This window comes from Microbacterium sp. NPDC087868, from assembly GCF_044900755.1.
In the GTDB taxonomy this organism is placed as follows: Bacteria; Actinomycetota; Actinomycetes; order Actinomycetales; family Microbacteriaceae; genus Microbacterium; species Microbacterium galbinum.
Genome location: NZ_JBJDNO010000002.1, coordinates 755,732 through 774,234 on the forward strand (window position 1 = coordinate 755,732; position 18,503 = coordinate 774,234).

Consider the following 18,503-nt stretch of genomic DNA (forward strand, 5'->3'; position numbering starts at 1 on the left):
AGACCCGTGGCCGCGCGGACCCGAACCGCGCGGTCACGCACCACCCCGATCGAAGGAACCCCGTGCTCGAAGGCATCCATCCCCTGCTCACCGGTGAATTGTTGCTGCACCTCGATCGGATGGGGCACTCCGATTCGGTCGTGATCGCCGACGCGCACTTCCCCGCCTGGGGGCTCGGCGCACGGGTGATCGACCTGCCCGGAACGACCACGCCCGAGGTCGTCGCGGCGATCCGCACCGTGCTGCCGCTCGACGACGCCCCCGGCCTCGATCTGATGACCTCGGCCGATGGCGAGGTGCTCGAGGTGCAGCGCGAGCTGATGGTCGCCGCGGGTACCGAGCGCGAGACCACGCGGTTCGTCGAGCGCTTCGCGTACTACGAGGTTGCGGCATCCGCGTATCTGATGGTGCGCACGGGCGAGACGCGCAAATACGGCAACGCGCTGCTGCGCAAGGGCGTGGTCGGGCACGCGTCGGCCTGAGATCTCGGGCGCTCGCGGTTCACAACTCCGGAGATTCGGGGAGGGGAAGCCCGGAATGGGTCGATCCGGTGGCACTCGGACGCACTTCTCCGGATCTCTGCGCGCGACAATGCGTACCCAACTCAGGACGAACGGGCCGAAGCGGGCCGAATCACCCCGCAAGCGGGGGTTCCGGGCAGTTTTTCCTGAGTTAGGTACGCCCGGCAGCTGGCAAGCGCCCGACGGTCGACTCGCGCACCACGAGCTCGGCGGCGAACGGCGTCATCGCGGGTGGCGGAGCGGCGGGATCGGCGAGCTGCTGCAGCAGCACCGCCCCCGCAGCGCGACCGATGTCGTAGCCGGGCTGCCGCACGCTCGTGAGCGGCACCACGCCCTGATGCGCCTGGGCGACATCGTCGAAGCCGATGATCGCGACGTCGTCGGGCACGCGGATGCCGTGGCGCACCAGCTGCGTGAGCACCCCGAGCGCGACCATGTCGTTCGCGGCGAAGATCGCGTCGGGCAGCTCGGCGGAGGGGAGGGCCGCGATGCGCGCCCCCGCGGTCATGCCGTCATCGGTGGTGAGGTGATCGACGTCGATCACCTCGATCGCAGCATCCGTCGCCTCGACCGCCTGGCGGAGTCCGGCGAGGCGGTCGTTCGACTGGCTGACGGTCGGGCTGCCGAGGAACATCACCCGTCGGCGTCCGATCGAGAGCAGGTGCTCGCCCGCGAGGCGGCCGCCGCCGACGTCGTCGAAGAGCACCGAGGCGACCTTCGTGGAGGGCGGGATGGGGCCGACGACGACCGAGCGGATGCCGCGATCGGCGAGTGTCTCGAGCCGCGGCACGACATCGCCGAAGGGGTAGATGATGATGCCCTGCACGCGGTGCGCCTCGAACATGTCGAGGTTGCGGCTCTCCTGCGCGCCGTCGCGGTTGCTGTTGCTGAAGAACAGCGACCAGCCGGCCTCGCGGGTGATGTCTTCGACGCCGCGGGACAGCTCGTGGAAGTAGGGGAGCCACGCGTCGAGCAGGATCAGGGCGAGCGCGGTGCTCGACCCCGCACGCAGTTGGCGGGCCGACTCGTTGGGCACGTAGCCGAGCTCCTCGATGGCCGCCCGCACCTTCTCGCGGCTGGAGGCGCGGAGCACGTGCGGGTGGTTGAGGTAGTTCGACACCGTCGACGACGAGACGCCGGCGAGGGCGGCGACGTCTTTGACGCTCGCGGGCATCGATCCTCCGTGATCACCGTGCGGCGCACCGTGCGCCGATGGGTGGCATCAGCGTAACCGACGTTATTGGCACGTTACAAGAAAGTTCTTGACATCGATCGGGCGCGGCGCATAGCGTGACCTGCACATCGCTTTGGCACGTGCCAATCGATGGAGGCGACGGTGCCGCACACCCGCCTCCGAGGGATCGCATGAACATCGGCTGTCACGGGCTCGTCTGGACCGGGAACTTCGATGCCGACGGCATCCGTCTGTCGGTCGAGAAGACCAAGGAGGCCGGCTTCGACCTGATCGAGTTCCCCCTCATGGATCCGTTCTCGTTCGACGTCGCCGCCGCGAAAGACGCTCTGGAAGAGCACGATCTCGCCGTCAGCGCTTCGCTCGGCTTGTCGGAGGCGACCGATGTGACGAGCTCCGACCCGGCGATCCTCGCCGCGGGCGAGGCCCTGCTGCTCCGCGCCGTCGACGTGCTCGCCGACCTCGGCGGCACCCACTTCTGCGGCGTCATCTACAGCGCCATGAAGAAGTACATGGAGCCGGTCACCCCCGAGGGGCTCGAGAGCAGCCGCCGCGCGATCGCGAAGGTCTCCGACCACGCCGCCGAGCGGGGCGTCTCGGTCGCCCTCGAGGTCGTCAACCGCTACGAGACGAACGTGCTGAACACCGCGCGTCAGGCGATCGACTTCGTCGGCCGGATCGACCGACCGAACCTCGGCATCCACCTCGACACGTACCACATGAACATCGAGGAGTCGGATATGTTCGCGCCGGTGCTCGACGCCGCTCCGCAGTTGCAGTACGTGCACATCGGCGAGAGCCACCGCGGCTACCTCGGCACCGGATCGGTCGACTTCGACACGTTCTTCAAGGCGCTGGGGCGCATCGGTTACGACGGCCCGATCGTGTTCGAGTCGTTCTCGTCGGCGGTCGTCGCGCCCGATCTGAGCCGGATGCTGGGGATCTGGCGCAATCTGTGGACCGACAACGTCGAGCTGGGCGCGCACGCGAACGCGTTCATCCGCGACAAGCTCATCGCGGTCGACTCGATCCGTCTGCACTAGCCGGATCGCTCGGGCGGGGAAGCTGTGACCAAGTTGTTATTACAGGTCTTCCCCTCCCGGACTTCATTAGATACATTTAGGTACAACTTGCGCGGGAGACCGCGGAGCGTCAGAATTGATCCGATGTTTAACCCCATCGGGTGAACGCAGCAACGAAGCAGCAGTGAACAAGAACCTTCAAGGAAGCAGGTGAGGCACGTGAGTGATCCCATCCTCAAAGTGGAGGGCATCAGCAAGGGATTCCCCGGTGTCCAGGCGCTCAAGGACGTGCATCTCGAGGTGCGCGCCGGGGAGGTTCTCGTCCTCGTCGGAGAGAACGGCGCCGGCAAGTCGACCCTCATGAAGATCCTCTCCGGGATCTACGCCAAGGACGAGGGCACGATCGTGTTCGAGGGCCGGGAGGTCGAGCTCACGAGCCCGCTCCAGGCGCAGGAGCTCGGCATCACGATCATCCACCAGGAGCTCAACATGATGCCCGACCTCACGGTCGCGCAGAACATCTTCGTCGGGCGCGAGCCGCGCACCGGTCCGTTCCTGTCGGAGCGCAAGCTCAACCAGCAGACGGCCGAGCTGCTCCAGCGGCTCAACATCCACCTCGACCCCAAGGCCCGCGTCGGCGACCTGACCGTGGCCGAGCAGCAGATGGTCGAGATCGCCAAGGCCCTCTCGTTCAACGCCAAGGTCCTCATCATGGACGAGCCGACCTCGGCGCTCACCGACTCCGAGGTCGAGACGCTGTTCGTGCTGATCGAGCAGCTCAAGGCATCCGGCACCGGCATCGTCTACATCTCGCACCGCATGGACGAGCTGCGCCGCCTCGCCGACCGCGTCAGCGTGCTGCGCGACGGTGCATACATCGGATCACTCGACAAGGCCGAGGTCAGCATCCCGAAGATCATCGAGATGATGGTCGGACGCGCGATCGACGAGGGCACCCGCCCCACCGCCCGCGATCACATCAACGACCCGGTCGTGCTCGAGGTGCAGGACCTGTCGACCAAGAGCCTGCTCAAGGACATCTCGTTCCAGCTGCACAAGGGCGAGATCCTCGGGTTCGCCGGTCTCATGGGCGCGGGGCGCACCGAGACCGCTCGCGCGATCATCGGTGCCGACCCCAGCGACGGCGGCACGGTGACCATCTCGGGTCGGCCGGCGAAGATCGGGCAGCCCGCGGATGCCGTCAAGCACGGCGTCGGCTACCTCTCGGAGGACCGCAAGCTCCTCGGGCTCATGCTCGAACAGGACGTCACCTTCAACACCGTGCTCGCCTCGCTCGGCTCCTACGCCAACGGGATCGGCTGGATGGGCGACGGCAAGGCGAAGAACCGCACCAAGGAGTACGTCCAGCAACTGCGGGTCAAGACGCCCTCGGTCAATCAGGTCGTCAAGCTGCTCTCGGGCGGCAACCAGCAGAAGGTCGTCATCGCCCGGTGGCTGATGCGCGACTGCGACATCCTCATCTTCGACGAGCCGACCCGCGGCATCGACGTCGGAGCGAAGGAAGAGATCTACCGCCTGATGCAGCAGCTCGCTGACCAGGGAAAGTCCATCATCGTCATCTCGTCGGAACTGCCCGAGATCCTCCGCGTCGCGAACCGCATCGCCGTGTTCGCGAACGGCCGGATCACCGGGACGCTCCGCAACGAGGAAGCCAGCCAGGAGAAGATCATGCAACTCGCAGCCCATGGGGAGGAAGACTGATGAGCACCCCGCAGAACGGGTCGTCGACGACGACGATCATCCAGACCGCCGTCAACGAGAACACCGACAAGCGCGACATCGGCGGCTTCCTCCGACGCCAGGTGCAGCAGTCGCTGGCGTTCGGCACGCTCGTCGTGCTGTTCATCTTCTTCTCGGTCGCCAGCCCGAACTTCCTCACCTGGAGCAACGTCTCCGGCATCCTGCTCTCGACCGCGGTCATCGGCATCCTCGCCCTCGGCACCACGTTCGTGATCATCACCGGCGGCATCGACCTGTCGCTCGGCACCGGCATGGCGCTCTGCTCGGTCATGACCGGTGTCTTCATCACCAACATGGGGCTGCCGGTGTTCGTCGGCGTCATCGGCGGTATCGCCACCGGTGTGCTGATGGGCCTCGTCAACGGCGTGAACATCACGTTCCTGCGGCTGCCCCCGTTCATCGCGACCCTCGCGATGATGATGATCGCCGGTGGCCTCGCGCTCGTGATCTCGGGCGTCGCGCCGATCTACTTCTCGTCGTCCGCTCCGGACTTCAAGCAGATCGCCCTCGGCACCCTCATCCCGGGCCTCCCGAACGCCGTGCTCATCACGCTCGTGCTCGCGGTCATCGCGTACCTCGTGCTGTCGAAGACGCTGCTCGGCCGCTACACCTTCGCGATCGGCTCGAACGAAGAGGCCACCCGCCTCTCGGGCGTCAACACGCGCCGCTGGACGATCTTCGTCTACATGTTCGCCGGAGCGTTCACCGGCATCGCCGGCGTCATCATCGCCTCGCGCCTCGACTCGGCCCAGCCGCAGATCGGTACGGGCTACGAGCTGCAGGCGATCGCGGCCGTCATCATCGGCGGCACCTCGCTGCTCGGCGGACGCGGCTCGATCCTCGGCACCGTGATCGGTGCGCTCATCATGAGCGTGCTCGTCAACGGCCTCCGGATCATGTCGATCCAGTCCGAGTGGCAGAACATCGTCGTCGGCGTCGTGATCCTGATCGCGGTGTTCTTCGACTCCCTGCGCAACCGCGCACGCACCTGACCCCGGAGGCGGCGCTGTGCCCGCCGCCTCCGATCGGCGACCCGGCCGACACCGCGGAGCGATCCGCACCGGCACACCGCACCACGAATGTCCCACTCCGGCTCCCGGGCCGGCACACACACAAACAACGGAGTTTCCATGAAGTTCGGAAAGAAGGCCGCGTTCGCGGCTCTGATCGCCTCGGCGGCGATCGTCGTGGCAGGCTGCTCGAGCAACGCGGGCGGCGGCGACGCCGGTGGCGACGCCGGCAGTGGTGACGAGATGTACATCGCCCTCGTCTCGAAGGGCTTCCAGCACCAGTTCTGGCAGGCCGTCAAGAAGGGCGCGGAGGAGAAGGCCGCCGAGCTCGGCGTCACCATCACCTTCGAGGGCCCCGCCGCCGAGACCGAGGTCGACGCGCAGCTGCAGATGCTGCAGACCGCCATCGACAAGAAGCCGGCGGCGATCGCGTACGCCGCGCTCGACCCCGAGGCCTGCGTGCCCTACCTCGACAAGGCCAAGGCCGCCGACATCCCCGTCGTGTACTTCGACGCACCGTGCGACGGCGACGTGGGCCTGAGCCTCGCCGCGACCGACAGCAAGGTCGCCGGAGCCCTGGCTGCCGAGCACATGGCCGAGCTCATCGGCGGTGAGGGCGAGGTCGCCATCGTCGGCCACTCGCAGATCAACTCGACCGGTGTCGAGCGTCGTGACGGCTTCGTCGAGAAGATCGAGTCGGACTACCCCGACATCGAGATCGTCGACATCCAGTACGGCGACGGCGACCACCTGAAGTCGGCCGACATCGCCAAGGCAATGATCGCCGCGCACCCCGACCTCAAGGGCATCTACGGCACCAACGAGGGCTCCGCCATCGGCGTCGTGAACGCGGTCAACGAGCTCGGGCTCGAGAAGGGCAAGCTCACCATCGTCGGATTCGACTCCGGTGCGGCCCAGATCAACGCGATCAAGGACGGCACGATGGCCGGCGCCATCACGCAGGACCCGATCGGCATCGGTGCGCAGGTCGTGCAGGCCGCGTACGACGCCGCCAACGGCGAGACGGTCGACGAGTTCTACGACACGGGTTCGTACTGGTACGACAAGACGAACCTCGAGGACGACAAGATCGCCGCGGTTCTCTACCAGTGATCTGATCTCCGGATCGAGAGGCCCCTCACCTTCGGGTGGGGGGCCTCTTCGCGTCCCGGGTGATGTCTGCGGCATCCGTTCGGGAGGAGATCTCGCGTTCGGGAGGACCGGAGGAGCGGATGCTTCCTGCGGAAGGCGAGTTCTCCTCCGTTGTTGCGCGTACGGGACGCTTCGACAGGCTCAGCGACCCAGTTTCGGAGCGATGCACGAAGATTCTGGGTCCCTGAGCCTGTCGAAGGGCCCCGCCACGAGAGAGCCCCGGACGCCGGAAAGGCCCGGTATCCGAGGGGGACACACCGGGCCTTTCCCAACCGGAGAGAGGGGGGGGATCCTCCGGTTGCATCCGCCGTCAGAGACGGCGGAGGAATGTGAGCTGCGAAGAGGGTTCCACGATCAGTTCCTGCAGCGCCGCATTGAACGGCACACCGGCCGGGGCCGAGATGTGCGCCTGGAACGCTGCGTGATCGCGATAGACCTCGTACACGAAGAAGCGATCGGGATCGTCGACGAGTCGCGTGGCATCGAAGACCACGTTACCTGTTTCTGCTTGTACTTCCACGGAAAACTCGCGCAGAAGTTCGGCGACGCGATCGCCCTCGCCGGGGCGGGCGGTGAAGGTGGCGTGCAGGATGGTGGGTTCGGATTCGGATGCGGATGCGTCGGACAACGGTGTCTCCAGAGGTCGGTCGGTTCAGCGCGAGAGTGTGAGCAGGCGGGCGGGGTTGGTGACGAGCATCCGATCCACGGCCTCGTCTCCGATGAGGGCGCGCAGGCGCGGCACGTAGCGCTCGCCGAGGTAGGCGAGTCCGGGCATCCCGCCGTAGGCGAGGTAGCGGGTGCGGCGCGCGACGTCGCCGCCGAGCAGCACCCGGTCGCCGGCGCCGCGTTCGACGACCGCGGCGGTGAGGGCGAGCAGCTCGGCATCCGATCGCGTGCGCGGCCGGGCCATGCCGTCGTAACCGAGGTAGGCGCCACGCTCGGCGAGCGAGGCGTGCAGGCCCGGGTCGGGATCGCGGTCGGCGTGCGCGAGCACGATCCGATCGGATGCCGCGCCCGCGGCCGCGAGCAGATCGAGCACCTCGTGGGCCGCCGTGCAGAACTCGAGGTGCACCATGATCGGCGCCCCGGTCTCGCGGTGCGCGGCCGCGAGGGCGTCGAGGGTCGTGCGCTCGAAGTCGCTGATGCGCCAGTAGTCGATGCCGCCCTTGAGGATTCCGGCGCGCACCGGGGCTCCGTCGGGGGCGTGCGCGGTGCGCGGGGTCGGCGAGGTGAGAACCTCGGCGTCGTCGACCGGCATCGCCTCCACGATGTCGCGCACGAACAGCGCGGTCAGGGCGTCGACGCCCCAGGTGCGGGTGGGATGCTCGGGGGCATAGTGCGCCTCGCGGTGGCGCCCGGTCGTGGCGACGATGTGCAGTCCGGTCGCGGCGCTGATGCGTGCGACGGCCTCGGAGTCGCGTCCGATCCCGAACGGGGTCGCGTCGACCATCGCGGCGAACCCGCTGTCGCGCAGACCCTCGGCCTCGGCGCCCGAGAGCGCCTCGTCGTCGAGCTCGTCACCGGGCAGCAGCGGACTCACCTGGAACAGGTGCTCGTGATAGTTCGTCGCCCCGAGCAGCGCCGGGTCGATGTCGCCGAGGACCGTGCGGATCATCGGCGCGCGAACTCCGCCGCCTCGGCGAGCTGCTCGACGATCTCGGGAGTCAGATCGAGTTCGAACACGTCGGCGACCACCTGCGACCAGCCGTGGATGAAGTAGCGCCAGCCGTCGACGACGACGAGCGACCGCGCCTGCTCCTGAGCGCGGGCCTGGTGCAGGAACTCGAGCGATCCGCGGTAGTTGAACTCCCACACGTACGCGTTCTCGGGGAAGACGACGTCGTCGGGCAGGGGAGAGCCGGGGCGGTCCTTGCCGAGGCCGGTGGCGTTCACGATCACGGAGCCCGCCGGCGCCGCCGCCACCAGGGCCGCGGCCTCGGCGGGCGAGTCGGTGCGCACGTAACGGATCAGTCCCTCCGCGGTGCCGTGCTGCGCGTGGACGGCGCGCAGGTGCTCCAGCGCCTCGTCGCTGCGCGCCGTCACGGTCACCCGCGTCGGGGCATCCGCTCGTTCGGCGAGGGCCCAGCTGAGCGCCGTGCCCGATCCGCCCGCACCGAGGATGACGACCTCGGCTCCCGTGCGGGCGAAGTGATCGGCGGGCAGGAAGTCGTTCAGGGCGAGGTCGACGGTGATCGGGTCCTTCGCGCGGCCGATGAGGCGGTCGCCGCGCTTCGAGATGCTCGAGATCTCGCTGCACGAGACCGCGAACGGGTCGAGTTCGTCGAAGAGATCGGATGCCGCGGCGTACACGTTCATCTTGTGGGTCGTGACGAGTGCTCCCCGGTGGTTCGGGTCGTCGCGGATCTGCTCGACCATCGCGACGTACTGCGCGGGTGTGGCGTCCATCGGGAGGTCGTGCCCGACCAGCTCGCGGGTCGGGAGGCCCAGCACATCGGCCCAGCGGGGGAAGACCTGCATGATCGACGACGATCCGGTGCTCACACCGACGAAGCCCATGTATCCGGCGCCGGTATCCGCGTCGACGGGGAGGGAAGCGGGAAGGGAAGTGGTCATCGGGTTCTCCTACGGGGCGGTCACGGGGAAGCGGGGGTCGGAGCCCTTCAGCACGGCGATCACGTCGTCGAGCGAGAGGGAGCCCATGTTGTCGACGGCCTGGGTCGTCTGGGCGCCGAGGTGCGGGGTGACGATCACCCGATCGGCGAGGGCATCGGCGAGCAGGGGGCTGTTCTTCGCAGCCGTGTCGCCGTCGAGGGTGTCGGCCGCGTAGCCGGCGAGGATGCCGTCGTGCAGGGCGTCGGCGACCGCGGCCTCGTCGATCAGGTCGCCACGGGCGGTGTTGACGATGACGCTGCCGCGACGCATGCGGGCGAGTCGGCCGGCATCGACGAGCAGCTGGCCGCCCGGCGCATGCAGCGAGATCAGATCGGCCGTCTCGAACAGCTCGTCGAGCACCGTGGGCACGGCGCCCGCGGCGCGCACGATCTCGGCGGGGAGGAACGGGTCGGCGGCGAGGATGCGGCATCCGAATCCGCTCAACCGCTTCGCGACCCCCTGGCCGATGCGGCCGAAGCCCACGATCCCCACGGTCGCCGCTCCCAGCTCACGGCCCCGGCGCACTCCCCAGTCGCCCGCCCGCACCCGGCGATCGCCGTCGGGCACGAACCGCAGGGCGGCGAGCATCAGGCCGACCGCGTGATCGGCGACGGCATCCGCATTCGCGCCGGGAGTGTTCGACACCGGGATGCCGCGGCTCCGGGCCGCGGCCAGATCGACCGCCTCGGTGCCGACGCCGTAGCGCGCGATGATCTTGAGCTTCGGCGCCGCGGCGAGATGCGCGCCGGTGACGGGGCCGGTGCCGGCGATCCAGGCATCCGCCCCGTGCAGCAGCACGCGCAGCTCGTCGAGGTCGTGGTGCGCGGGGCCGCGGAGGATGCGGTGCCCGGCGACCGCCGCCCGCTCGACCAGGTCGAGGTCGCCGTCGGAGAACGAACGGCTGGTGACGAGGATGACGCCCATCAGTTCGTCGTTTCGACGCTCGGTCGCCCGGCGAACCAGGGGGCGAGGGCCGTGTACGCCTCGGTGAAGCGCGCGTGGCGCTGGGCGTAGACCGCGTGGCGGGCGGGGTCGGGTGTGAACTCGGCGGTGACCTCGCTGAGCGCGCGGGCGGCCGAGAACTCGGCGAGGCCCAGGCTGACGGCACCCGTGACCGCGGCGCCGAGGCTGTTCGCCTCTTCGACGATGGTGCGACGGCGCACCGGCACGCCCCACACATCGGCGAGCACCGAGAGGTACACATCGCTCTGCGCGCCGCCGCCGACCGCGTCGATGCGGTCGATCGTGGCGCCCGAGGCACGGAACGCCTGGATGCAGGTGAGCAGGTTGAACGCGGTGCCCTCGAGCACCGAGCGCACGAGGTGCGCACGGGTGTGGTGACGGGCGAGACCCACGAAGGCGCCGCGGGCGTCCGGGTCCCACAGGGGGGAGCGCTCGCCGAGCAGGTAGGGCAGGAAATAGAGGTCGTCGGTGTCGACGTCGGCGGATGCCTCGGCGGTGAGCCGCCCCGTGTCGGGGTGCGCCGGGTCGGCCGAGAGCGCCTCGGCGATCCACTGGACGGATGCTCCGCCCGCCTGCATCGTGGCGGTGGGCACGAAAGACCCCGGCACGACGTTGTCGAACGTGAAGGTGCGCATCGCCGGGTCGTGCAGCGGCGCATCCGCGGCGAACGAGATCCACGACGAGGTGCCCAGGCACACGTAGGCGCCGTCCTCCGGCGCGACCACGCCCGAGCCGACCGCGGCGAGCGGGCCGTCGCCGCCACCCATCACCACGCGCACGCCCGTGTGCAGGCCGAGGGCCTCGGCCGCGGCATCCGTCAGCGGGCCCGCGATCGCGGTGGAGTCGAGGATCTCGGGGAACAGCGCGGGGTCGAGACGTGCCGCCTGCAGCACCTCGCTCGACCACGTGCCGGTGCGCTGGTCGTAGGCGTTGGTGCCCGAGGCGTCGGAGCGGTCGGTCGCGAGGCGACCGGTGAGGCGCAGCACGATGAAGTCCTTCGCGATGCAGAACCGGCGCACACGCGCCCAGACGTCGGGCTCGTTGTCGCGCACCCACATGATCTTCTCGACCGAGTAGGTGGGGTTCAGCCGGTGGCCCAGGATGCCGTAGGCGTGCTCGGCGCCGAGCGCCTGCTCGAGCTCGCGCTGCTGCGCGCCCGAGCGGGTGTCGGCCCAGATGATCGCCGGGCGGGCGGGCTCGCCGTCGGCGTCGAGCAGCACGGCGCCCATCATCTGACCGCCCACGACGAGACCCGCGACCTCGGTGGGGAGGGTGCCGGTCTCCGCGAGCAGGGTGCGGGTCGCCTCGACGACCGCGTTCCACCAGTCGAGCGGGTTCTGCTCGGCGACACCGCCCGCGGCGAAGTGCGCGGGATAGGGCACCGTGACCGATGAGACCAGGCGCCCGTCGTCGTGGTGCAGCGAAGCCTTGTTCCCCGTGGTGCCGAGGTCGTGGGCGATCAGCATGGCCGGCTCAGCTCGCGGTCGTGTACGGGCGCAGGTCGGCCGAGCCGTCGGTGCCGCGGTAGGCGCGGGATCCCATGCCGTGTTCGAGCACCCAGCCGTAGTCGTGACCGGCGCCGCCGGGGTACACCGCGAGGAACGCGTAGGGCTCGTCGCCGGTGTTGATCGAGCGGTGGGCCCAACCCGGCGGGATGTACCCGATGGTGCCGGGCAGCATGTCGAGCCATTCGGTGCGCTCGCCGTCGAACATGAGCAGCCCGCCGCGACCCTTGAGCGCGAGGTAGATCTCGCCCTGGTGGTTCGGGTGCTGGTGGCCCTTGGTCATCCAGAGCTCGCCGGAGGTGTCGCCGGGCATGATCGTGGTGATCGACTGGGGCAGCTCGCGATCGGTCTCGGGCACGGGCGAGCTGACGACGGTGTAGACGACGGGGTTGTCGTCCTCGGCTGCGGCCTTCCAGGCGTCGTGGTCGAGGAAGAGTCCCTCGAGGTCCGACATCCGCCGGGTGAGAGTGGGGCCCTCGGGCGAGAGGGTCAGCTTCTCGGCGTCGAAGGCGATCGCCATCGGCTGGATCGGCGGGGTGTGGAAGGTGGGCATCGGTGCTCCTCGTCGCGCAGCGTCATTGCTGGTCGGGCATCGCGCCACAACCTGTCATTACAGGTGAGCATACCTGTTACTACAGGTTGGCGTCTACATCCATCTGCGCGTGGTCTGCTGCGCAGGTGCGCAGCTGTCCCTCCGCCTGCCGGGCGCGGTACGCGGCCACCGCGTTGCGGTTGGCGCAGGTGGGGGAGCAGTAGCGCTTGGACCGGTTGCGGCTGAGGTCGAGGGCGATCGCCTCGCAGGTCTCGTCGTCGCAGATCGAGAGGCGGGAGCCCTCGTCCTGCCGGATCACATCGACCAGGGCCATCGCGGTCTCGATCAGCACGCGTTCGGCGAGAGGCCGTTCGTCGCCGACGGCGTGCAGGTGCCAGTCGGTGTCGCCGTGGCGCACGAGCTGCGGCGCGACGGGGGTGTCGGTGAGCACGTCGTTCACGCGTTCAGCCATCTCGTCGCGCGGCGCGAGCAGCAGGGCGCGCAGGCGCGAACGGATGCTGCGCAGATCGGCGAGTTCGGCCTCGTCCCGCTCGAGTCGGCCGGTGTAGGGGAACTCCTCGAGGAAGGTCTCCTCGTCGGCGAGGGTCTCGAGCATGTCGGGGTGCTCGGCGGAGTTCACGAGCCAGACGGATGCCTGCAGGGCATCCGTCGTGTCATCGGTGAAGATCATGTTGACATCTTACATTCGCCGCGAGTAGCGTCACCTGCCATGAGCACTGTGACCGATGACGTGCGGACGGCGCGCGGCGTCAAGCTGGGTCTCCCGCTGGCGATCGGCGCCGCCTTCGCGTTCGGCATGTCGGGTGGATGGGCGCGCGGTCTGATCGACGCCGGGTGGACGCCCGGCGCCGCCGTCACCGCGCGTATCTGGGTCGCCGCCCTCGTGCTCCTCATCCCGACGATCCTCACCCTGCGCGGGCGCTGGCACCTGCTGCGCCGCAACGCCGGCATCATCGCCGCCTACGGACTGCTCGCCGTCACCGCGACGCAGCTGTTCTACTTCCAGGCCGTCGCCGTCATGGACGTCGGGCTCGCCCTGCTCATCGAGTACACGGCGCCGGTCGCCGTCATCCTCTGGCTCTGGATCCGCCGGGGCGAGAAGCCCAGCCGCCGCAGCATCCTGGGCGCCGCGATCGCCTTCGTCGGCCTCGTGCTCATGCTCGACATCGTCACCGGTGCCGACGTCGACGTCGCCGGCATCCTCTGGGCGCTCGGCGCGATGGTCGGCGCGGCCACCTACTTCGTGCTGTCGGCCAAGGCCGACACCGGACTTCCGCCTCTCGCGCTCGCCGGCAGCGGGCTGCTGCTCGGCGCGGTCGGGCTCACGATCGCCGGAGCCGTCGGCATCCTCCCGATCGCCTGGAGCACCGACGACATCGCCTACCGCTTCGGCACCGTGCCGTGGTTCGTGCCCGTGCTCGCGATGGGTGTGCTCGCGACGGCCCTCGCCTATCTCTTGGGGATCGCCTCGACGCGGATGCTCGGATCGAGGCTGGCATCGTTCGTCGCGCTCGCCGAGGTCGTCGCCGCACTGCTGTTCGGCTGGCTGCTGCTGGGGCAACTGCCCGATCTGCTGCAGGCACTGGGCGGAGCGCTCGTGCTCGCGGGCGTCGTCGTGGTGAAGCTCGGCGAGCCCGCGCCGCCCGCGGAATTCGTCGAGCCGGTGCCGGAGGGGCGCTGAAACCTCATCGATCGGAAGGGGATGGGTCCTTCTCCCCATCGCGACCCCGCGCCCCTCGCCTTTATGCTGGTGCTCGGAATCGGAGGGGCGACATGGCTGATGGGGTGGAGATCCCGCTGGAGTCGATGCGGGAGCTGAGCACGGCTCTCGGGGCGATCATGGCGGAGTTCGGCGAAGCGGGCGCTGGTGCCCGGACCGGACGGTTGCTCGAGGCGATCGACGAGCCGATGGGCGACACGCGGCTCTCCCGTGCCGCCGACGAGTTCGAGTCCGCCTGGGACGACAAGCGCGAGACGCTGCGCCGGGAGCTCGAAGAGATGAAGACCCGCATCGACGATGCCCGCGACGGGTGGATCGAAGCCGACAACGAACTCGCCCGGAGCATGGAGACGCAGGAATGACCGAGAACTCCTACATCTACTCGCAGGCCGAGATGCCGCACACCCCCGGCCGACGCGAGGTGCGCACGATCGACGGCGACCCCGGCGCGATCGCCGCGCACGCCGCCGACATCGAGGCCCTCGGCGAGAAGATGGCCCGCGCCGCACGCACCCTCGAACTCTTCGCCGACGGGACGGTCGGCAAGGGGGAGTCGTTCGAGGCGATCCGCGAGCAGGCGAAGAAGGTCCACGCCGACCTGTCGACCGCGGCGTCGCGGTACCGGCCGAGCGGAGAGGCGCTCGCCGCCTACGGGCGCAGCCTCTCGACCGCGCAGGGCGAGACCGGCTGGCGGGTGAGTGGAGCGGAGCGCACCTGGCAGGAGGTCAGGGCCGCGTCGACCGCGCTCGGCGGCGCCACCGCCGACCGACTCGAGTGGGAGCGCAACGAGCGCAACGACGTCGAGCAGACTGGCACGGCGCCCACGGATGCTTCGGAGCAGGCCGCGTTCGACTCCGCCGTCGAGGATTGGGAGTACTACTGGTCGGGCTTCGACGCCCCGACCGAGACGTGGGAGAACGCCTACGAGACCGCCTGCTCGAGTCTCGAGCAGGTCAACGAGGACGGTGTCTCCGACAGCTTCTGGGACAACTCGATGCCGTTCGTCGAGGCCATGCTCGCGGTGCTGCTCTGGGTGGGTATCGCACTTCTCGTCGTCGCTTTCTTCATCACCGGCCCGCTGGCCCTGCTCGCCGCCGTGCTGGCAGCCGTCGCTGGTGTGCTCAGCCTGCTCGGGGAGATCGCCAAGCTCAACGCGGGCCGCGGCGACTGGGGCAGCGTGGCGCTCGCTGCCATCAGCATCATCCCGTTCGGCAAGCTCGCCAAGTTCGCGACCTTCGTCAACCCGGGCAGATTCCCGCGGATTGCGGCCGCCTTCCGCATCGGCGGCGACGACTTCGCCCAGTTCGGCGGCAAACTCGACGACTTCCTGCGCACGAGGATCCCGGACCTCTTCTCGGGCACCCACGGCCTCAACTCCCAGAACCTGATGCGGATGCTGTACACCCCGCGCTTCCTCACGACGGACTTCGGATGGACGGGCGGATTGGCTGCGGGATGGCGGGCGCTCGCGGGAAACCCGACCACGGCCGGGCAGGCGATCGGCGGTGCGGCTGACGCGTATCTGCGAGTGCTCGGCAGCCTCACCGGTCTCGCTGCCCTGAGCTCGAACAACTAGGCTCGATACCGGCGCATTCGACGCCGTCGATTCCACGGAGGCTCCCGATGTCGTTGCGCGCCGAGCTCGTCGGAGGATCCGCGGGGATGCCCGCGTTCGCCGTTCTCCTTCCCGCGGGGTGGGAAGCCACGGACGCGTCGTTCACCTCGATGCGCCCGCGTCTCGACGCCGTCCTCGACCAGTTCCCCGTCGCGAACCGCGCGATCATGCGGGCGAGGGTCGAGGAGATGATGGCGACAGCACGCGCCGACGCCTCTCGCGCAGAGATCGTGCGTGTCTTCGCCCCGGCGAGCGTCGCCCCGGAGGACTTCGTGCCGGTGAGTCTCGTGGCGTCCTGGCTGCGCGCGCCCGGCGGGGGGTCGTTGCAGGATGTCGGGAGCGGCCTGATCTCCACCCGCGGTGCAACTCCGCTGGACCCCGCAGGCACGATCCTCCGGTGGGGTGCGGATCAGCGCAGTGAGCTCGAGGGTGGCGAGGTCGATATCGCCGGTTCGGGGTATCTGATCCCGGTTCCGGGGCAGCCGGCCGTAGGGCTGATGTTCCGCTCGCAGATCCTTCGCGGCGCCGACGGTGCGCAGCTGCCCGACGAAGCGATGAGCGCGATCTCGCTCCTGTGCGACGGCATCGTCGCCAGCGTGAGGTGGCGTCGTGGCTGAGCTGACGATGCAGCCCGATCCCGCGGTCTGGCAGATCGTTCCCGGAATCGACGAGGTCGCCGCCTGGTACGAGCGCCAGGTCGCCACGGCGCCCGAGGCCGTGCGGGAGGCCGTCGCGACGGCATCCGCTCTGGCGCTGGGTGCCCGCGTCGACACCGACCTGAGTGCGGTTCTGCTGCTGTGCGATCCGGACGCCGAGCTGTACGCGATGCTCGGTATCGCGGCCCTCGATGGCGTTCCCGCGCCCGTGACGGGCGAGGGCGCGGTCGGCATCGCCGAGGCGCTCGTGCCCAGCCCCTGGCCGGGTGAGGCGCTGCGGTTCGACCTCGACGGCGTCTCCGGCTGGCGGGTCACCCTGCTCGACGAGCAGGGTGCGATCGGCGACGACGCCGTGGCACTGCCCCAGACCGTGTCGACCGTGTACGTCCTGGATGTGCACGGACGCTGCGTCGTCGCAGCGCTGTCGTCTCTGACGCCACTCGCAGCAGCCGTGGTGCAGAGCCTCGCCGAACAGGTCGTGGTCACGTTCGACATCGCAGAGCAGAGTGAGGGTCATGCCTGAGGAGTTCACCGAGCAGGTCGCGCGTACGCGCTCGAATCTGCCGACCAACCCCGCGCACATCGATGCGAAGGAGGTCGAGCGCGCGGTCTTCGGCGTCGTCGGGCACGGGGACCTCGCGCTCCGGATCTGGGCGGATGCTCGTGACGCAGCCGAGAACGCGTGGCGCGAGTGCCGACGGCGGATGCGACGGGAGTACGGCGCTCGGAGTCCGCATGGTGGATGGGCGATCTTCGTGCTGTTCGCCGCCCTCCTCGCGGGAGCGGTGTCCGCCGCCGTCGCCAGCGGGTTCCGCAGCGACCCCGCGCAGACGGAGGTACTGCTCGCGGTGCTCGTCGGATTCTCCGCGCTGGCGGACCTCATGGTCCTCGCCGCCACCGGCTGGCGTCCGTGGAACTGGGCCGCCGTGCGGATGCAGATCGGCCTCGCGATCGCCCTCGGCGCCGCCGTCGCGTTCCAGCTCTCCCGTCCGGAGATGTGGGTGCTGCCACTGGTGATCGCCGGGGGAGTGATCGGCGTGGGCGGAATGCTGCTCGTGTTGCTCGTGCGGATGCTGCGCCCCGAGGAGAGGCTCGAGATCGACACGGTGGTCAACGTCGCCGTCGAGCGCATGCAACCCGAACTCGATGCACGCGCAGCGGAGATCCAGGCCAACGCATCCGAAGAGCTGGGCGTCGAAGACAGCCTGCGCATCGTCGCGCTGCGCACAGCAGTGCTCGCCGATCTCACAGCCGAGGGGATCGTGCTCGAGCCCGTGCCCGAGCAGACGCCGGCCGGCGGCGCGATGATCGCAGCGCTCACGGCCCACTGGCATCCTTACTCGCGCCAGAAGGCGTGAGCGTCCGGCCCACGCAGCGCGAGCTCCTCGACGCCGCGAAGTCGGAGATGGACGCGTTCGAGCGGGTCGGTCTCAAGGACCTCGCGATCGAGACCTGGCACTCCGCCCGAGAGGCGGCGGAAAAGGCGCGGAAGGACTGTTGGGCCTGGCTGCGTGTGAAGTACGGTTCCCGGAACCCGCACTGGGGGTGGACCTCGTTCGTCCTGCTCGCCGCGGCGCTCTGCGCCGCCATCGGTGCCACGCTCACGATCGGGGTCCGCTTCGATCCGGCGGAGACGGCGATCATCACGACTGCGCTCGCGGCGGCCGCGGCCGTCGGCGACCTTCTGGTCGTCCTATCGAGCCGATTCCGTCCGCAGAACGCGGGTGTGCTGCGTCCGCAGGCGATCGTCACGGTCGCGCTCGTCGTCGCCGCGGCGTTCCAAGCATCGCGCGGCCTGCCGACGGCACCCGTGGTGATCGGAGCGGCGGCGATCGGGATCGGTGCGCTCATCGTCTACTTCGTCGCACGCGCGGCCGACCCCGAAGGCACCGAAGAGATCGACACGGCCATCAACGTGGCGCTCGCGCGCATGCGCCCCGAGGTCGCCGCGATCGGCGTGCGGATGCAGGCCGACCTCACGGCCCGGCTGAGCGAGTCGGAGCGGGCAGCCATCGTCGGATCGCGAGGGCCGTTGCCCCTCGGAGCTCCGGTCGACGAAGGTGCACCGGCGGGGGGCGTGATCATCGCCGTCCTCCTGGGCACGTGGATACCCGAGGTGCTTCGAGAAACGGATGCCTGAGCTCTCCGCATCTTATGTATACGAGGTCCATCGATTCCGACAGATGAGGTCGCCGGTACCTCCTTTGTGTATACGCTAAA

General features: G+C 69.2%; 20 protein-coding genes. 12 read left to right on the plus strand and 8 right to left on the minus strand.

All coding sequences use genetic code 11. From position 1 onward, the window contains the following. Window positions 1-62 precede the first annotated feature (62 nt). Complete coding sequence (locus ACI2JZ_RS09060; protein ID WP_247624449.1) at window positions 63-482, plus strand: RbsD/FucU domain-containing protein; 420 nt, start codon at window positions 63-65, stop codon at window positions 480-482. A gap of 190 nt (window positions 483-672) precedes the next feature. On the opposite strand, the gene ACI2JZ_RS09065 is transcribed toward ACI2JZ_RS09060, so the two are convergent. Further along, complete coding sequence (locus tag ACI2JZ_RS09065) at window positions 673-1,695, minus strand: LacI family DNA-binding transcriptional regulator (protein WP_247633766.1); 1,023 nt, start codon at window positions 1,693-1,695, stop codon at window positions 673-675. A 191-nt stretch (window positions 1,696-1,886) separates the two neighbouring features. On the opposite strand from ACI2JZ_RS09065, the gene ACI2JZ_RS09070 reads away from it, so the two are divergent. From ACI2JZ_RS09070 to ACI2JZ_RS09085, 4 genes are all read left to right on the plus strand, one after another. After that, window positions 1,887-2,756: a sugar phosphate isomerase/epimerase family protein gene (locus tag ACI2JZ_RS09070; RefSeq protein WP_404597275.1), complete on the plus strand. Its 870-nt coding sequence runs from the start codon at window positions 1,887-1,889 to the stop codon at window positions 2,754-2,756. Window positions 2,757-2,954: 198 nt separating this feature from the next. Then, the gene (locus ACI2JZ_RS09075; protein WP_247624452.1) at window positions 2,955-4,457 is read left to right on the plus strand and encodes a sugar ABC transporter ATP-binding protein; all 1,503 of its coding nucleotides are present in this window, start codon (window positions 2,955-2,957) and stop codon (window positions 4,455-4,457) included. After that, window positions 4,457-5,488: an ABC transporter permease gene (locus ACI2JZ_RS09080; protein ID WP_247624453.1), complete on the plus strand. Its 1,032-nt coding sequence runs from the start codon at window positions 4,457-4,459 to the stop codon at window positions 5,486-5,488. Before ACI2JZ_RS09075 ends, ACI2JZ_RS09080 begins: the two co-directional genes overlap by 1 nt. A gap of 138 nt (window positions 5,489-5,626) precedes the next feature. Further along, complete coding sequence (locus ACI2JZ_RS09085) at window positions 5,627-6,619, plus strand: ABC transporter substrate-binding protein (RefSeq protein ID WP_247624454.1); 993 nt, start codon at window positions 5,627-5,629, stop codon at window positions 6,617-6,619. Window positions 6,620-6,968: 349 nt separating this feature from the next. On the opposite strand, the gene ACI2JZ_RS09090 is transcribed toward ACI2JZ_RS09085, so the two are convergent. From ACI2JZ_RS09090 to ACI2JZ_RS09120, 7 genes are all read right to left on the minus strand, one after another. Then, on the minus strand, window positions 6,969-7,286 hold the full coding sequence (locus ACI2JZ_RS09090) for a putative quinol monooxygenase (RefSeq protein ID WP_247624455.1): 318 nt from the start codon (window positions 7,284-7,286) through the stop codon (window positions 6,969-6,971). A gap of 24 nt (window positions 7,287-7,310) precedes the next feature. Then, window positions 7,311-8,273 carry a phosphotriesterase gene (locus ACI2JZ_RS09095; RefSeq protein WP_404597276.1) on the minus strand — a complete coding sequence of 321 codons (963 nt, stop codon included), beginning with the start codon at window positions 8,271-8,273 and terminating at the stop codon, window positions 7,311-7,313. Next, complete coding sequence (locus tag ACI2JZ_RS09100) at window positions 8,270-9,232, minus strand: shikimate dehydrogenase family protein (protein ID WP_404597277.1); 963 nt, start codon at window positions 9,230-9,232, stop codon at window positions 8,270-8,272. Before ACI2JZ_RS09100 ends, ACI2JZ_RS09095 begins: the two co-directional genes overlap by 4 nt. Window positions 9,233-9,241: 9 nt before the next feature. Continuing rightward, window positions 9,242-10,195, minus strand: a complete 954-nt coding sequence (locus ACI2JZ_RS09105; protein WP_404597278.1) for a phosphoglycerate dehydrogenase — start codon at window positions 10,193-10,195, stop codon at window positions 9,242-9,244. Next, window positions 10,195-11,700: a xylulokinase gene (gene xylB, locus ACI2JZ_RS09110; RefSeq protein ID WP_404597279.1), complete on the minus strand. Its 1,506-nt coding sequence runs from the start codon at window positions 11,698-11,700 to the stop codon at window positions 10,195-10,197. Before xylB ends, ACI2JZ_RS09105 begins: the two co-directional genes overlap by 1 nt. A 7-nt stretch (window positions 11,701-11,707) precedes the next feature. Next, a complete protein-coding gene (locus ACI2JZ_RS09115) occupies window positions 11,708-12,292 on the minus strand; it encodes a glucose-6-phosphate isomerase family protein (protein WP_404597280.1) in 585 nt (194 codons plus the stop codon). A gap of 79 nt (window positions 12,293-12,371) precedes the next feature. Beyond that, a complete protein-coding gene (locus ACI2JZ_RS09120) occupies window positions 12,372-12,962 on the minus strand; it encodes a CGNR zinc finger domain-containing protein (protein ID WP_404597281.1) in 591 nt (196 codons plus the stop codon). Window positions 12,963-13,001: 39 nt separating this feature from the next. Between ACI2JZ_RS09120 and ACI2JZ_RS09125 the strand changes: the two genes are divergently transcribed. The 7 genes from ACI2JZ_RS09125 (at window position 13,002) to ACI2JZ_RS09155 (ending at window position 18,423) form a co-directional block, all read left to right on the plus strand. Then, window positions 13,002-13,973, plus strand: coding sequence for an EamA family transporter (locus ACI2JZ_RS09125; RefSeq protein WP_404597282.1), 972 nt, complete (start codon window positions 13,002-13,004; stop codon window positions 13,971-13,973). 92 nt (window positions 13,974-14,065) lie between these two features. Next, window positions 14,066-14,374 carry a hypothetical protein gene (locus ACI2JZ_RS09130; RefSeq protein ID WP_247624463.1) on the plus strand — a complete coding sequence of 103 codons (309 nt, stop codon included), beginning with the start codon at window positions 14,066-14,068 and terminating at the stop codon, window positions 14,372-14,374. Then, complete coding sequence (locus ACI2JZ_RS09135; protein ID WP_404597283.1) at window positions 14,371-15,588, plus strand: hypothetical protein; 1,218 nt, start codon at window positions 14,371-14,373, stop codon at window positions 15,586-15,588. Before ACI2JZ_RS09130 ends, ACI2JZ_RS09135 begins: the two co-directional genes overlap by 4 nt. A 47-nt stretch (window positions 15,589-15,635) precedes the next feature. After that, a complete protein-coding gene (locus ACI2JZ_RS09140; RefSeq protein ID WP_404597284.1) occupies window positions 15,636-16,244 on the plus strand; it encodes a hypothetical protein in 609 nt (202 codons plus the stop codon). Beyond that, complete coding sequence (locus tag ACI2JZ_RS09145; protein ID WP_404597285.1) at window positions 16,237-16,806, plus strand: hypothetical protein; 570 nt, start codon at window positions 16,237-16,239, stop codon at window positions 16,804-16,806. Before ACI2JZ_RS09140 ends, ACI2JZ_RS09145 begins: the two co-directional genes overlap by 8 nt. Next, the gene (locus ACI2JZ_RS09150) at window positions 16,799-17,641 is read left to right on the plus strand and encodes a hypothetical protein (protein WP_404597286.1); all 843 of its coding nucleotides are present in this window, start codon (window positions 16,799-16,801) and stop codon (window positions 17,639-17,641) included. The genes ACI2JZ_RS09145 and ACI2JZ_RS09150 overlap by 8 nt, the downstream gene beginning before the upstream one ends. Continuing rightward, window positions 17,638-18,423 (plus strand): hypothetical protein, encoded by a 786-nt coding sequence (locus tag ACI2JZ_RS09155; protein ID WP_404597287.1) that lies wholly within the window; start codon window positions 17,638-17,640, stop codon window positions 18,421-18,423. The genes ACI2JZ_RS09150 and ACI2JZ_RS09155 overlap by 4 nt, the downstream gene beginning before the upstream one ends. The last annotated feature ends 80 nt before the right edge of the window (window positions 18,424-18,503 follow it).